Here is a 15303-nt window from a genome sequence, read left to right as displayed (position 1 = left end):
GAGGTTCGATTCCTCTCTGGGGCGCATCATAAAGATCCGCTCTCACCTCTCGTTTTACGAGGTAGTAGCGGGTTTTTACTTGTTTATCGGCGTTTATCTTTACGCCTGATTACGCCCTATTCTGCGACTTTTTGAGCCAAAAGTGAGCCAAAAGTGAGCCACGTACTACGCCCTGAGTCCTGCGGTTTTGCAATCATGGGCAGCTCGAACCTGTTTACGATTCCCTCTGTCCTGACTCAAGGCATGAAAAACGCCCCGCCAGCCAAGCCGTTCGGAAATCCCGAACAGTTCAAACTAGCGGGGCAAAGATTCTTGACTCATGTCCCGGTCGGTGGATTCCGGACTGTCGGCAGCGCCTACGAATCTCCCACGATCCCGGTTAGTCTCGCCAAGTCCGGCTGCGGTGCGGCACTTTCCGCACCACCACGCGCCCAATCAATGAACTCAAGTAGCCAGCCAATCGCGCCTATGAGGCCACGGCAGAGTATGTATGAAAGGCGTGCTGTGTGAGGGGTCGGCTTACGTTAGTTAGATTGGTTCGCTATAGTTGGGCTTGACATGAATCGTCGCCCAACGCGCCCCATGTCACCAATAAGGCGAAGCCCCCACGCCGCCGCCAAGCAAACGTGAGGGCTTCGTGAGACTAGTTAGTTAGCCAAGTTATCGCCTCGCGAACCGCATCCGCGAGTTCATTGGCTACTAACACCGTGAAGGCTCGGATTGCAATCTCACCAATTGCTTTCCGGGCTTTCCCTTTTTCCGGCTTATCGCCGGTTTCTGGTTTCGGCATTTCATCTCACCCCCTTCCTTTAACGGAGGTGGACCCAACTAGCTGGTGCTATTCCAGTTCCACGCGCTTGCGGTGGAGACTTTTCGCACCGCCAGGAAAGGGAGCGCTATTAAAGCGCCTTCTTTAGCTTACATGGTTGTTGTTTTCCAGATAGAACTTTGGTTTTACGACTTGACGCATAACGCCTTTTTACGTTATAATGGTGGTGCAAGTTAAGAAAGGAGGAAAATGGTTCTAGAAATCATCGCCAGCATCATCGCAATCTGGCTCGCAGTTCTCAAAACAAGAGAGCACTTCATTAAGTACCCAATCAAGAGAAGAAATAACAACAAGGAAATAGAAAAGTGAAATCCCGGCCACGAGAAGGGTGGCCGGGGTCTCACCCCACACGCTACCAAAAGGAGTTCGCCATGACAGCAATACTCTCAATCCTCGCCGTCACCCTCATAATCACAGGGGCCGCACCATGGGCCATTGGAATCGTCTCAGCTTGCACCGTCTGGGCCCTCATACTCGACACCCGCGCCGCTATCATCAACCGAAGGAATATCTCCTAATGCGCCCCATCATCATCGACGAAGACACTGGCCGTCGACTCTGGAACAGCGCCGAATGCGCAAACCACATCCGAGTCAGCCCCAGGACCTGGGCGAACTACCACGCCAACAACCGCACACCCCAACCGGTAGCAACCTGGGGCAAATCAGCTCCTCTCTGGGACGCTGAAGAAATCAAAACCTGGAACGCAAATCGCCCAGGCTCACCCGTCAAAAACCACCCCACCGGCCGTAGCGGGCATTAAGCCAAACGGCTACGGGTGGTGAGTACAGTACCGCGCGCTAGACGGCGCCAGCAGCACCAAGCAAGGCTTCTGCACCAAAGACGACGCACAAGCATGGGCATGAAAAACGCCCCGCCAGTGAACTGTTCGGAAATCCCGAACAACTCAAACTAGCGGGGCAAAGATTCTTGACTCAATCCTCGGTCGGTGGATTCCGGGCTGTCGGCAGTGCCTGCGAATCCCCCACGATCCCGGTTAGTCTCGCCAAGTCCGGCTGTGGCGCGGCGCCCTCCGCGCCACAACGCGCCCAGTCAATGAACTCTCGTAGCCAGTCAATCGCGTCCGTGAGACCACGGCGAAGAAGATGCGTCCGGTCTTCCTCCACTCGCAGCATCGCCTCTGTGTCCCGCAGGCGACTCTCGACACTATCGAGTCGGTCCTCGAGCTTCTTAATCCGATTGTCCTGGCTCTGCAGCAGCGTCCCGTTGAAAGTCACCGACGATTCTTCTTTACGGCCCTTCCAGCCAATCCACGCCACGATAATGCCAACCACGGCGCCCGGAATCGAATTAATGAGACTTCCCCAGTTGATTTCCATACGCAACCTCCCCACGGGAGCGGTTTCGCCCCATCACTGTGGCAGACGCAGCCGCAGTAATAGCCAACAGCAGATAGTTCTTCGCGCTCACCCACATGCGTGACCCATCGCGAATCGCGTCAATCGCATACGAGCTCGCCCACATTGTCAGCAGCGCGCCACAGATTGAGATACCGACGGTTCTGCTGACTCTGCCAAGGGCTGCCCAATTTCCTTTCGGCGGGACGACCGCACCAATAGCCAGAAGCAGCGATGCGGCCGCCCAAGCAAGTGCCGGGCTACCGGCCGGCAGTGCCGCCTCAACTGGTGTGAGCGCGGTCACCGAATGCCCGTAGTAGCCGTAACTGGTGGCTGCAGCATAGATTGCCCAGACTGCGGCGATCAGGCGCGGGTTGAACAGTTTTTCCGTCACCGCGCCAACTCCTACTCGCCCAGCCGATGCTCACCGACATACTCGCCAGGGTTAGTGGTCGCTGCGGCGGTGCCCAGGCCGAGAACCGGGGCGATAACCGCCAGTAGCGCGTCCATCTGCACTTCGCTGCCCCAGCCGAGGTACACGCCAAGGACACCGAGCGCTGCTGCGAGGCCGTAGACGGCTTGACGCCACGGCGTGTCAGAGTGCAGCAGGGCGAAGACAAGGGTGACGGTTGCGATGATGACGCCGGTGATTGCTGGTGCCGCGGCGTCGTCTAGGACACCCCAGGATACGAGCGCTGCGACGAGCGCGGATGCGACCGCGTACCAGGTGGCACGAGCGGACGCGGGGACAAGATTCTTGATGGTTTCCATGATGGTTCTCCTTCTTTTGGGTATGAAAAATGCCCACGCCGGTTGACGCGGGCAAAAGAAAAGCACCCCACCGGGGTGCTTACTTGTTCTGTTCTTTCAGCAGAGCCAGAATCTCATCCAGTTTCGGTTCGATGCGTTCCGCCGCCGCCTTCACCTGGTCAATTTGTCGGCGCGCCTCATATGTCGCGCGGTCGGTGTACATGATGAAGTCAGCAAGCGGTGCAACATGCTTCGAGCCGGGAACATGCGATTTGCACGGCGTGTCCAGCGTTATCGGAGCCTTCGGCGCCGGTTTTGGCGGAGTAGGCGCGCCTGGAGTCGACTTGCCAGCGTTGATTTCCTTCGCACGCCCCAGCACCACGTCATAGGGGAAGTGATAGCCGGGGTCCCAGTGATCTGTGTTGCCCCATACCTGTGCTTCGAGATGGCCGGCAACACCGTGCTTACCGGCACCGAGTTCCTGGCGTGAGAGCTTCACCAGCGGTATGTCGTAGGTACGTGCCCAGTATGCGATGACGCGGGCGACGCCCTCGAGCATTTTCGGTTGTGCGAGCCACTGCTCCCGCGTCATGGCGGCACGCGCCACACACGACACATGCAACGCAATGTCATTGCCCTTGTTGCCGGTTGACCATGTTTGCCAATCATCTGTATTGGCGAGCGTGATTTTCCCGGTCGCGTCCACCAAACGGTGATACGAACCTGTGCGCGTGCGCACCTGATAGTCCAGGATTGCCTGCGAGGACGTGCCCGGCGCGTTCTCCGTAGTGTGAACGATGATTCGTTTCTTCGGCAATGGCGTTGACCTGCCGAATGTAATCAAATGGTGCTTATCAATATCAACGGCGTTATCAGCCATGATGTCTCCTTACGATTCTTTTTGTGGTGGTTTTTAGTTCCAGTCGTAGACCACGACGAGGCCGCCGACGCCACCAGTTCCGCCTGTGCTTCCCTGGGAGCCGGGTTTACCGGGGTAGCCGTTGGTGTCTTGGGTCTCTCCGCCTGCGCCGCCTGCGCCACCTGCGCCACCTGCGCCGCCGACACCGCTGGCTCCAACGTTGAGCACAGCACTTGGTGCTCCTGTTGGCTGTAGTTGGCCGCTGGTCGAGGTGAACTCCGCGAGTTGTGATTCAGTTCCGGCAGCTCCTGGTTTTCCTGGGAGACCGCGTTCGCCTACTGGTCCGTACAGAGGGAAATTCCATCTGCCGCCACCGCCAGCGCCACCAGCGCCACCCGCGCCGCCTGCGCCACCAGCACCGCCCTGCCCGACAGTCAATGAAGCGATCTCAGGCATGCCGTCAATGACGAGGCACAAACCGCGACTACCCGGCCCGCCCATCTCTCCGGTTTCACCCCGCCGCCCGGATGCGCCTCGCGCTTTCTCCATGCCGTGCTGGCCGCCCTGCCCGCCTTGGCCTCCCTGGCCGCCTGTACCGCCCTGACCGCCACCAACCAGATAACCGATGGTTGTGCCACCAGGGTCCAGATGGCGACGCTTCCACGACTGGGACATGGTGAAAACATCAACAATGCGGTTGCTTGAAAGTAGCTCGCGGAATTTCGTCCCACCGTGCAGGCCATTCAACGGGTAACACGCGGCACCGTTGATGCTGACGGTCATCTGGTCGCCACTAAACATTTGCTCAGGCAATTTCAGACCATGAGAGTTGCCGCGCCCGTCTAGCTTGTTTCCGTCAGCATCAAACAAATCGAGCCAGTACCCGTACCAGTGGCGAGATGACTTCACACCCATCCACGCCCACGGGGCATCTTCGCAGGTATACGAAAAGTCAGTCACAGTACCGCGGGTAGCGGTTGATTCCACGCGCACCTGACGGCCACGACGCGACACTCTCAGCGCCACCCGGCCACCATCAGCCCATGTGACGCTGCCACCGTCAGCAAGGCACACCATGAACTCAACAAATGACCTATCCGGCACAGACAGCGTGACGCTGGCCTTCCCGGATTTAGGTGGATCTGCGAGGCTCTTATCGAGCAAATTGTTGCGGTAATACGCCCGCACGGCCTGATTCCCTAGCAGCCAATCGCCAACCTCCGGGGCAGTCGGCCACACTTTCCGGCCGCCAAGCCACAGCGCCTTAATCGGCCTGCCACCAAATGAAACCGCTTTCGCGTCACTTAACTGCGGCATCTACGCCCCCTCGATGTACAGAGTCGACGTATCCGAGCCAGTACCCAACTCAATGCGGCGCACAGACTCCGATGCAACCAACTCAGCGACCTGCCCTTGAAGCGCTTGAATCTGCTGACGCTGATTCTCCACCAGCTGCTGCAACGACGTCACAGCCGACCCCTCGGCCTTCGCCTTCACCTGCTCCGTGACCCACTCCCGGGTTGCATACCCAGAAAAATCAGGTGTATCCACACCTTCCAGAGCGGACACCCGCTCCGAAAGCGCATCCACGCTACTTGACTGCGCCAGCGGCTCCACGGCCTTAGACACTCGCTCATCCACGCCAGCAGCCGAGACTGACTCATCAGCCTTAGCCAACGTAGATTGGACATCGTCAGATAGCTGATTGCGTGCCCACCCAGTTTCCGGCGCGCCCACTACGGTGTTTTGGGCTGCGGCCTCAGCACGCGCTGCAGCGTCTTTCGCAGCAGCAACCTGAGCGGACATCGACTCCTGCAGCCTGGTCTCGATAGCGTCAGCAGTATCAGCGACCGTAGCCTCAATGCGCTGCTCCGCCTCAGCAATCTTCGTTAGTGCAGACTCGACACGGCCAGTCACGTCCGGCGAGTAATCCACCTTCGCGTCCAGCTGGTCTTTCAGGTTCACGCGCCCAGACAACGGCAGGTCAATCTCCCACACCTCATACACGCCAGAAACCGCCAGCTCTACCCGAATACGACCGGGGTCAAGCTCCGGAGTCTCAAAAGTCCCCTCTTCGAGACGTTGCCTGTGCAGCTCTCTGGTGACGATTTCCGTGCCCTCATACGATGGCCTGGACTCCACGGACGAAACCGTGACAGTGCCACTCGACCGCTCACGAGCTTCATTGATGAAAGTCCCATAAAGGATGGTCATAATTCACCTTCTTCTTGGTCAAAGACTCCTGGGTCGCCCGGATCTACGCTGGACATCACGCGAGTACTGGACTGTTTCTGGGCAAGGAGGAACGTGTACCCATGCCCTCCGAGCAGGTAACGCCAGCGGCCTGCGTCCTGGAACACCCTGATAGTCACGCCGTCCTGGGCTTCATACGGGCTAATCACCAGCGGCAGAATGTCCATCACTGTCGCCTGGTCTTTCGCCGCCCATCCGGTAGCCCACGACTCAGCGAGCAGTGAACCGTCAGCTCGGTAGGCTTCCAGCCACACCCTCTGCCAGTCCCCGCCCAGAGCATTCGTGCCTGACACTCCGCACTTGGCTGTAATCAGCCACGAACCAGGAGTCTTGAGCACCAGCCCGCCGTCCGTGTCGATTTCCACACCGATGAGAGGCCCGACCTGCTCAGTGAAGGGAATCTGCATGCGCGTCCCTGCGGTTTGGTCGCCGCGGTACGTCAAATTCTTTGAACTAAAGACATGTCCACGGCCACGCTCGTCCCACAGGCTCTGCGTTTTGCTCTGCTGGTCGGTGATAGCGGTCGTGAGATCCGGTAGGTCGCCTTCAGAACCGGTAAACGCCTTCACGAGGGGGCTGATGATGGAACTCTTCAGCCCCTGAAGGAATCCGTTACGGGCTTCCTCTGCTGCTGCAGTGATACCAGTCAGCGCCCGCCGACGGACAAACGCCTCGTCATACGACGCCAACTCCTGCAGACCCGAAGGGTTCAAAGAGCCCTCCGGCCTCGGATTGCTGCCACCAGGTGCAATGCCCATCAGAATCCCCGCCTTTCTAGCTCGGCCTTAATTTCTTGCTTTGCTTGGTCATCGAGTACATCGAGCATCGCCTGCACCCGGCTCGGCTCCATGCCATCCGGGCGAACACCGGGCTGCTCTGCTTCTATCCACTCGCCGCCTAGTGAATCCCAGACGCTGCCGTCCTCCGGTGGTTTCGGCGGCCGGTAGAAAATCTGTTGCTCGTCCAAATGCAGGCGCCCACCACAGCGGTAAATCTGCTCAGAAATATCCTCGAGCACCTTGCGCGGAAACAGCAGCGGCACCTGTGAGTTGGAAACGTTGACCAGCATCCACAGGAACATCTCGCGCGGATTGTCTAGATCGCAGTTATCCTGCGTTGGAATCGACATTTTATATCAGCCCCAATTCCTTGATTGACGCGAAGAAGTCACGAGAAAGACCCAGCAGATAATCCACTGGGTCTTGGTCTGTTTCTTCGTCACCAGTGGTGATTTCCCACTGGTGCGGTTGCTCGGCTGACTGGGTGAGCACGATTGAGCTGACTTGCTCAACGACCACCCGGCCTTCCTTTGAGCCGGGTATTTCCCCGCCTACACGGTCGCCGAGGAAGAAGTGTCCTTGGCCGTTATCGCCGACCAGGTACGGTGCTCCGTCCTGGATGTTCATTGTGTGGGCAGTGCGCTCACGGGTCTTAAAGAACCCAGACCGCAGGGCGATGAGTGAGGACAGCGTGTAGGCCTTATCTGCCCCGTCCTCGAAGTTCTCGAGGTAGTGATCCCACCCGAGTTTTCTGGTTCGCAGTGGGTTTTTCACGCTCATGAATGCGCCCAGCACATCCTCGTAGAGTGGTGCGGCTGCGCCGTCGACGATGGAGCCCAGACTTGGCTGCAGAATAAATGACCCGAGGATATTGAACACCAACTTAGTAGCAATACTGATACTTTCGTTGATGCCCGGAGACGAATGCCCACCCACAGTGATCTGCCCGACCGTCGCCGGCTGCCATGTGAACCGCGTCGACGCCGCAGTGTTATACGGCTCGTTGGTGCGGTACACCACCCACGGTTGTTTCGGTGCGATACCCAACCAGCCGGCTAGGGTGTATTCCTCCGCATCCTCGTACTTCTGTAGATGCACGCGGGCTTCATCCACCAGGTTTTCGGCCAGCTCCACGCCGGTGCGAACCAGGCCACCGGCAATAGTGCCACCAATGCTGGTTTGTTCCCACCAACCCGACTTGTCCACGATTTCGACAATCAGTTGGCCATCACGCTTCAACCCAGCGCCCGGCCACGGCTGCGGGTCACCGGTAAACCACCGGTCCAGCTTCACCATCAACCGCCCATCCGCCAGAATCGGCTTAGCAACCTCATCGAACGTCTTGAAACGCGAGGACACGATGCACCACGGCGAATCATCCAACAGCAGCGAACCGGGTTTGACTAGCATCGGCCAGTCCTTGTAGTTCAGGCCACGCACCCACGACTTGAAATCCAGTGGGTCATCCGGCAACTGCCACAGATTTCCGAAGTGTCTAAACAGGTTCATAAACAGGGTTAGCTTCAGCACGTAGACTGCGGGGCCGGGCATAACCCACGCCTTAGGAAACTGAACCCCAGCAGGTGTTAGCGGGTTAGGCCACAAGTCAATGTGCTTCAGTTTCTCGTAGTCATGCAGGAACGACAGAGTGACAACGCGGTCACCGTCCTCATCCTGCTCCGACACACAATCCGAAAGCGTGCCGCACCAACGGGCACCGTCCTTATCCACACGGACATGCACATTAGCCTTATCCCGCTTCCAGTACTCCGCCACCCACCGGGCAATATGATGCTCGGCCGGCAACGTGATGTGGCCGGGGCCAGTGTCATTCAGCTTCCACTCAAACGACAGGTCGCGCTCACCGAACACCTGCCCACGGTACTTCCAGTCACCGTCATAGATATGCACAGCCGGGGGCTTCCGGCGCAGGTCATCCCGCTTCCGCCTGGCCTGCATCGTCGACGAATAAATCCGCTCAAGAACAGCGTGGTTCGCCTCCGCCATCGTCTACCCTCCCCACGGCCTCGTGTGCTGCGGCTCCACAATGATTTGTGCAGTCGCACCCGCGATATTGCCGATACGCCCGTAGGTTTCACGGATAATGCGGGCAATGAAATCAAACGTCAACTGAACCGCAACGTCCGGAACAATCGGGTCGAGCCAGTCTGGTTTCACGCCGTTGATCCACTCGGTAATTTTCTTCGCAATATCCTCCGGCGTGAGCGCCAGGAACTCCGACAACCCAATCGCGTCGACCAGCTTTTCCAGCTTCTCACCAATCCAGATACGCCACGTTGTCGGCAGGTCGAACGGCAGCAGCGGAAACGGGTCAACATAAACAGGAAGCTGTGTCGGCGGTAGATGCGGTGGGAGCTGATTCTGGAAAAATTGACCATTCATCTGCGCCCACAGCAACGTCCCGTCGTTGGTGGTAATCATCTCCTCGAACGGGTCTGTATCCACCAGCACTTCCCTGCCATGTGGCTGGAACGGCAGATACACGAACCGGTCTAGCCGCCTATCTACCGGTGTTGACAGGTCAATATCCGGCAAGCCATACTTCGCGGGCGCTGTCAGCACCCACTTCGGCCATGCAGGAACATCACCCGGATTGGTTACCGTCACGCTATCCGACGCCCAGTTAGAGCCGTCGAACACGAACTCATCCGTAATCGGCTGCGACTGCCAAAACGGGTTCGCCGCCACCACCACAACTTGCATCCGCATGTTCGCCTGCTCGTGCGGGTCAAGGTTGTTCTCCACCTCCGGGGCTTCCGCCAGCCGAACAACCAGCCAGCGGCGCCCAGACAGCTCCGTGTCGCAGATGAGCTGGAACTCCCGCTCCGCAGACAGAGAGCGGCGGAAACGGGAATCCACCCGCGCCCAATCCCCGCCCGTATCCCCGGCGATATTGAGCCGCAGCACAACGTTACGTTCCGCATAGTTGATTCCACGGAATGACTTGCCGGGCTTGCCGGCAACACCTCGATACACCGTGGAAAACGGTGCATCAAACAGTTCACCGACAGCACCTTCACGCAGCCTGACTGGGGAGCCGATGGAACGCGGCCCATGAATATGCCACTCAACTCCATCAACGCCCCTAATAGTGATGTTTGCCTGCTCCTTGAGCATTAGCGGGCACCTACCTTCCCCTTCTTAGCCTTCTCACGGCGATACAGCGACTGCATCTGACCGAAATCACTAGCGTTGAACACGTACGTGTCCCCAACCTGCTTTGTGCCGTAGCCTGCTTCCGGGCTGAACCGGGTCTGAACCGAGTCCTCGAGAACACCGCGTAGTTCCGCGAGTTCCGAGTTCTCCGCGATCATCGCCGGGTTCAGGCGGTTCATGCCGAAGGCGTTCATGACCTCTTCGACTTGGCCGACGCCGATGTCGTACACGCCGAGGGTTGCTTCTGCCAGCGCGTTGCCGATACCGGATGTGACCTTGCCGGTGTACCAGGACGCCACATCACCGGCGACGCCGAATAGTCCCTCGATGGGCACCATGCCGGCCATGCCAGCCACGCTCGGCGGAGTGGGCAGGCCTGGAACGCCCAGCATCGACGGTGCGATTCCAGCGCCAGCTAAAGCAATATCCGCCCCGGCCGCGCCCGCCGTCAACGCAGACCGCGCGCCCGTTCCCGCCAGCTGGAAACCAGCGGACACACCCATCGACGCCAGCTGCGAGAACGTATTAGACGCGCCATAAAGGTTCTGCGCCAACATATCCCGCATACTTCCGGACAGCTTAAACTCCGGCACCGCATTCAGCGCGCCACCAACAGCGTCACGCAACACCTGGTCACGCACCGCGTCAGGGCCAGCGTCGTTGAGAGTTTTCGCCATATCCGGGTCGGCGTCAACGGAATCTGAGTTGATGACCATCTCGCCCTGCGACAGCCACGCGAGGACATCATCTAGATTCTTGCCGTTACCGCCATAGACCATGCCGCCCTTCTTAAAGCCAGGCAGCTTGCCCTTAAACCGGCTCATCACCGACTCGGCCTTAGCCATATGGCCGGAGTACCGAGACGGGAACGCTGAGCGCTGCACAGCCTGCGCAGCCGCGCCCGGATCCATCGACTCCCAGCCCGCAACCTTCTTCAGCGCGTTGAGGAACATCATCGCCGACGCACGAGCATTCATGCGCTCCGAAATGTCACCCCACGCCCCGTTATTACGCTGCTGGAACAAACCACTGGAGTCATGGTCGGAACCAATCGCGTCATACGGGTACTGCTGCGATGCGGTATCCACGCTCGATGCGTACATCTTGGCTGGGTCGCCCACCTCAGTCAGGACAGTTGCCCACGCAATCTTCGCGGCATCAAATCCCATACCGAGCATGGCTGCAGCCTTGGCGACCTCCTCAGCGAAGAAGTCCTCGCCGAGCTTGTATTCGCCCTTCTGCACGGTTCCGGCTGGCACCTGAGCGATAGCTTCAGGAGCCTCCACCGGTTCCGTGTCCAACTCAACAGCGGTAGCGTCGAGTTCGTCAACGTCCACCGGAACATCGCCGTCAACGACAGCTGTTGCGTCCTGCGCTTCCAGTTGCGCGTCTGCCGCGTCCTCAATCTGCTGCTGCGCCTTCTGCCCGTCCGGGTCACCCTGGGTGGCCTGAACGAACATCTTCCGGGCAGCAACGATGATTGGCGGAATCTCATCCGGGATACCGAACACACCGAGGATGTCCTTGATGTGCCCGGACACGAATGCCTTGGCCATATCGCCGATGGCGTCAGACCAGGTGGTTGCTTCGCCAGTTGTGCTGGTGTCAACCATCCCAGCCTGCTCAGCCTTCACCGCGACATCATCATCCAGCGGAACCATGTTCGGGTCAGCACCGGTCGCCGCCGTGGTCGACGTGACAGCCGTGGACGCGCCGCCAGTAGTGTCGGAGAAATCAACCTCCGGCACATCAGCCACAGCATCATCCATGCCGGTCGGGCCAGTGTAGCCCGGCGCGGCCGGGATCCATGCGTGGTGTGTGAACTGCGGGTGGTTCCACGGGACTGCGCCGCCGCCGATGGCTCCGCCGCCGTTACCACCACCCATCTCAACGTTGGTGCCGTCCGGCAGGGTGCCGGAGGTGTGGCCGAACTGCCCGCCGCCGTTGTCGTACCAGCCGACGCGGTAGGAGCCTTCTGGCCCCATGCCGATGTTGGCGCCGTTCGACCGAAGCCACGACAACTGCGACGAAGTAGAGAATTTTCGTGGCCACGGGTTCAGGCCGAGCATGAACGCGGCGATGTTGCCCTGCGTGTACGAGCAATCACCCCATGCGCCGTCACGCCCTGGATAGTTCTCATACGGTGCGCCTTGCAGTGAACGTTCTGCCTGTACGCCGGCAACGTTGTCGCCTTCGACGAATCGGCGGACTTCTGCCGCGGTACGGATGCCGCCGTTGGCGAAGGCGCGGACTGCGCTGCCCTTCGGCCCCGTGCCGCCAGGTGTGGTGGCGTCGACGCGGTTGCCGTCGTTATCGACCAGTTGTAGGCCGAAGATTTTGGCTACGTCGTTGAGAATTGCGGTGGAGCGGCCGCGCTTTGACCGAGCCAGTGGGATGTAAGCCTCACCGCCGGTTTCTGGTTCTGCCCATAGTCGCCAGTCGCCGGCGTTTGCGATTTGTGCGACGTGCTTTTCGCGTCGGTGTCCGCCGTTGGCGTACTGCTCCAATCGACGGATGCCGCCGTTGGCGTAGGCGGTGATACCACCGTCGACTAGGGCGATGCCGCCGTCGCCGAGCGAAATGAGGCCTTGGACAGCGCCCGGCAGAACGTTACGGATAGCGTTGCCGACAGCGCCGGCCATTGACTTAATACCGTTGATTAGGCCTTGGATGATGGCCTTACCAGCGTTGACAAGCCAGGAGCCAGCGTTGGCGAATGCGTTGCGGATGTTCTGCGGGAACTGCTTGACGTGGTTCCACGCCTCATCAATCTTGGCCTTGACCGAGGAGGCGAATTCCTGCAGCTTCGACACCATCGCCTGCACCGCGTTGGCGATAGCCGTCTTAATGGCTTCCCATACGGCCTGGGTGGTTGCCTTAATTGCTTCCCAGGCGTTGGAGATTAGGTTCTTGATGTTCTCCCAGGTGGAGGACACGAACCCTGTGAATGCCGACCATGCGCCGGAAATGAACGAGGAGATGGCATTCCAGATTGTGGTGACGGCGTTCTTAATCCCGTCCCATACGCCCTGGATGATAGTGAGGATAATGTTCCACACGGTGGTGACAATGGACGTGAATGTTGCCCACGCTGCAGTGAAGAACGCGGCGATACCGTTCCACACGGTGGTGACAACAGTCTTGATGATGTTCCACACGGTCTGGAACACCAGGACAATGCCGTTCCATACTGTCTGCACCAACGCGGTGAAGATAGTCCACGCGGTTGTGAAGAACGTCTGAATACCATTCCACGCGAGGATGACAATGTTCTTGATGCCTTCCCAGGCTGCGCTGAAGATGCTCTTGACGAACTCCCAGTTAGCCTGAACCTGGGCCTTGTACGCCTCCCACGCGGCCGCGAACCACTCGGTGATGGCGGTCCAGGCGTTGGAGATAGCGGTCTTGATGCCCTCCCACGCCTGAGAAACAATACCCGTGACCGCGTTCCACTTCTCAGAGAACCACTCCGGAATACCGTTCCAAACCTGGACAATCCACTCCCACGCGGCCTGCGCCCAGTTCTTGATGTTCTCCCACACCTGACCCATGAACTCCATAAACGAAGCCCACAGACGCTTACCAGTCTCAGTCTGCGTGAAGAAATACACCAGCCCAGCGACAACCGCGGCAATAGCGGTAACCAGCAGGCCGATTGGGTTAGCAGCAATCGCCATCCCCAGCGCCTTAATCCCACCGACCGCCAGCTTCAAGCCCTTCACAAGACCGGAGGTGATGGCCTTGCCAGCCATCTTCGCGTACACGCTGGCCTTACCAAACGACAGGCCAAGCTTGCCGACAGCGCCAGACACACTCTTCAAAGAGCGCCCCATCTGCCCCATCTTGAACGCGCCCTGGAACATTTTCAGCCCACGAGTCGCCGAGGTAAACCCAGACTTGGCGACCTTCGCGAACCCAGTGATACCAGACGCCGACCCCTTAATCGCGGGGCCAATGCCTTTGAACATCTTCTGCAGCTTGCCGCCAGACGAAGCGACCTTAGCGAGTCCACCAGCGGCAGCATCGACCGTCTTGAACCCAACAAACGCGGTGACAAGAGCGTTCACAACGCCCTGGTTCTCGCGCATCAGGTCACCGACAGTCTGCAGGATCGGTGCCAGCACATCCGCAAGCAGCGGCGCTACTACACCGAGCGCGCCGGTGATAGACACAATCGAGGCGGTCATTCCGGCTTCGCCCAGCGACATGCCGACATCCATCAGCGCCGGCATAATGTCCGCAGCTGCCTGCCCAATCTCACGCAGGGAGCCGCCTAGCGCGCCGAACAGGCCGGAGGCATCATCTCCACGTAGACCGGACTGGAACTCACCCCAATTGCGGCGCACATCGTCGAGCATTGCCATGACCTCATCGGCCTGCTCACGGGTGCCGAACGCCTTGAACATGTAGCCCTCGGTGTCCACACCAGTCTGCAGGTACTCAATACCAGCCTTAACTTTGGTGTTGACATCATCAATCGCCCTGCTAAGAGCGGAGAACACCTGCGGCCCCATCTTGAACGGCGTCGCAAGCAGCGTCTCGCCGAAACGCCCCAAAGCGGCATCAACATTCTTCAAGGCACCAGTGAACGTCTCACCCTGCGCCAGCGCCTGGCCGCCAATGGTTTTATCCATCGCTTCCTGCAAATCCTTAAAGCTGATTTGCCCCTTGGAAGCCATTTCCTGGATTTCCTCGCCCGTCTTACCCAAATGGCGAGCCAAAGCCTGGGTTGCTGGAATAGAGTTTTCTTCCAACTGCGTGAGCGTATCGCCCATCACCTTGCCCTTATTGATGGCCTTGGTGAAAATCGGTGCGACCTCGGAAAACTCCTTATTCGAAAACGAGGCGGCGTCAGCGATAGTAGAGAGCACACCGGTCATCTCCCTGCCTGGCTTAATGCCCGCTGCCATAGCCATAGCAGCCGCATCAGCGGCTTCCGATGTAGCGAACGCCGTGCCGGTCACAGCATCACTGACGCTCTTCATAGCTGCATCCACCATCGGAGCATCGTTGTTCGCCAACGTCATCAGTTTTGCCCGCGCCTGCTCAATCGCATCAAGGCGGCCAAAACCCTTCTGCAGAGCACGTCCCAGTGTCGCGCCAGCAGCCGCGCCAGCACCAAGCGCACCCTTCTTCAGAGTCGACTTAATCCCGCTAGACAGCTTGGAGCCAATCTTCGAGCCATGCGACGTTGCCTTCGACTCCACCCCAGACAACTCCTGGGAAATAGCCGCACCAATCCCCTTCGCCGAGGGAATGATCTCCACGTATGCGGTCGCAAGATTTGCTGCCACGATG

General features: G+C 59.0%; 11 protein-coding genes. All 11 read right to left on the bottom strand.

Features of this window, described 5'->3' with window-relative positions; all coding sequences use genetic code 11:
* Window positions 1-1764: 1764 nt before the first annotated feature.
* Window positions 1765-2169 (bottom strand): hypothetical protein, encoded by a 405-nt coding sequence (locus Q0331_RS08785; protein ID WP_070827841.1) that lies wholly within the window; start codon window positions 2167-2169, stop codon window positions 1765-1767.
* On the bottom strand, window positions 2141-2581 hold the full coding sequence (locus Q0331_RS08780) for a hypothetical protein (protein WP_298075989.1): 441 nt from the start codon (window positions 2579-2581) through the stop codon (window positions 2141-2143). The genes Q0331_RS08785 and Q0331_RS08780 overlap by 29 nt, the downstream gene beginning before the upstream one ends.
* An 11-nt stretch (window positions 2582-2592) precedes the next feature.
* Window positions 2593-2958: a hypothetical protein gene (locus tag Q0331_RS08775; protein ID WP_298075988.1), complete on the bottom strand. Its 366-nt coding sequence runs from the start codon at window positions 2956-2958 to the stop codon at window positions 2593-2595.
* Between the two features lie 79 nt (window positions 2959-3037).
* Entirely contained in the window at window positions 3038-3817 is a 780-nt protein-coding gene (locus Q0331_RS08770; protein WP_298075987.1) for a peptidoglycan recognition family protein, read from the bottom strand.
* 33 nt (window positions 3818-3850) lie between these two features.
* On the bottom strand, window positions 3851-5035 hold the full coding sequence (locus tag Q0331_RS08765) for a hypothetical protein (protein ID WP_298075986.1): 1185 nt from the start codon (window positions 5033-5035) through the stop codon (window positions 3851-3853).
* 78 nt (window positions 5036-5113) lie between these two features.
* The gene (locus Q0331_RS08760; RefSeq protein ID WP_298075985.1) at window positions 5114-6010 is read right to left on the bottom strand and encodes a hypothetical protein; all 897 of its coding nucleotides are present in this window, start codon (window positions 6008-6010) and stop codon (window positions 5114-5116) included.
* The gene (locus Q0331_RS08755; RefSeq protein ID WP_298075984.1) at window positions 6007-6807 is read right to left on the bottom strand and encodes a hypothetical protein; all 801 of its coding nucleotides are present in this window, start codon (window positions 6805-6807) and stop codon (window positions 6007-6009) included. The genes Q0331_RS08760 and Q0331_RS08755 overlap by 4 nt, the downstream gene beginning before the upstream one ends.
* On the bottom strand, window positions 6807-7178 hold the full coding sequence (locus Q0331_RS08750) for a DUF2744 domain-containing protein (RefSeq protein WP_187405406.1): 372 nt from the start codon (window positions 7176-7178) through the stop codon (window positions 6807-6809). The genes Q0331_RS08755 and Q0331_RS08750 overlap by 1 nt, the downstream gene beginning before the upstream one ends.
* 1 nt (window position 7179) lies before the next feature.
* Window positions 7180-8835 (bottom strand): phage tail protein, encoded by a 1656-nt coding sequence (locus Q0331_RS08745; RefSeq protein ID WP_298075983.1) that lies wholly within the window; start codon window positions 8833-8835, stop codon window positions 7180-7182.
* A gap of 3 nt (window positions 8836-8838) precedes the next feature.
* Window positions 8839-9966 (bottom strand): phage tail domain-containing protein, encoded by a 1128-nt coding sequence (locus Q0331_RS08740; RefSeq protein WP_298075982.1) that lies wholly within the window; start codon window positions 9964-9966, stop codon window positions 8839-8841.
* Window positions 9966-15299: a tape measure protein gene (locus Q0331_RS08735; protein WP_298075981.1), complete on the bottom strand. Its 5334-nt coding sequence runs from the start codon at window positions 15297-15299 to the stop codon at window positions 9966-9968. The genes Q0331_RS08740 and Q0331_RS08735 overlap by 1 nt, the downstream gene beginning before the upstream one ends.
* Window positions 15300-15303 lie beyond the last annotated feature (4 nt).

The organism is uncultured Corynebacterium sp., from assembly GCF_937999985.1.
Taxonomy (GTDB): Bacteria; Actinomycetota; Actinomycetes; order Mycobacteriales; family Mycobacteriaceae; genus Corynebacterium.
The sequence above is the reverse complement of the archived record's forward strand: the minus strand, read 5'-3'. Positions and strand labels throughout refer to the sequence as shown.

Bases quoted from the DNA above. Each gene is read 5' to 3' on its own strand.
- Q0331_RS08750 (WP_187405406.1), bottom strand. From the start codon at position 7,178: ATGTCGATTCCAACGCAGGATAACTGCGATCTAGACAATCCGCGCGAG.
- Q0331_RS08785 (WP_070827841.1), bottom strand. From the start codon at position 2,169: ATGGAAATCAACTGGGGAAGTCTCATTAATTCGATTCCGGGCGCCGTG.
- Q0331_RS08745 (WP_298075983.1), bottom strand. From the start codon at position 8,835: ATGGCGGAGGCGAACCACGCTGTTCTTGAGCGGATTTATTCGTCGACG.
- Q0331_RS08760 (WP_298075985.1), bottom strand. From the start codon at position 6,010: ATGACCATCCTTTATGGGACTTTCATCAATGAAGCTCGTGAGCGGTCG.
- Q0331_RS08775 (WP_298075988.1), bottom strand. From the start codon at position 2,958: ATGGAAACCATCAAGAATCTTGTCCCCGCGTCCGCTCGTGCCACCTGG.
- Q0331_RS08770 (WP_298075987.1), bottom strand. From the start codon at position 3,817: ATGGCTGATAACGCCGTTGATATTGATAAGCACCATTTGATTACATTC.
- Q0331_RS08740 (WP_298075982.1), bottom strand. From the start codon at position 9,966: ATGCTCAAGGAGCAGGCAAACATCACTATTAGGGGCGTTGATGGAGTT.
- Q0331_RS08755 (WP_298075984.1), bottom strand. From the start codon at position 6,807: ATGGGCATTGCACCTGGTGGCAGCAATCCGAGGCCGGAGGGCTCTTTG.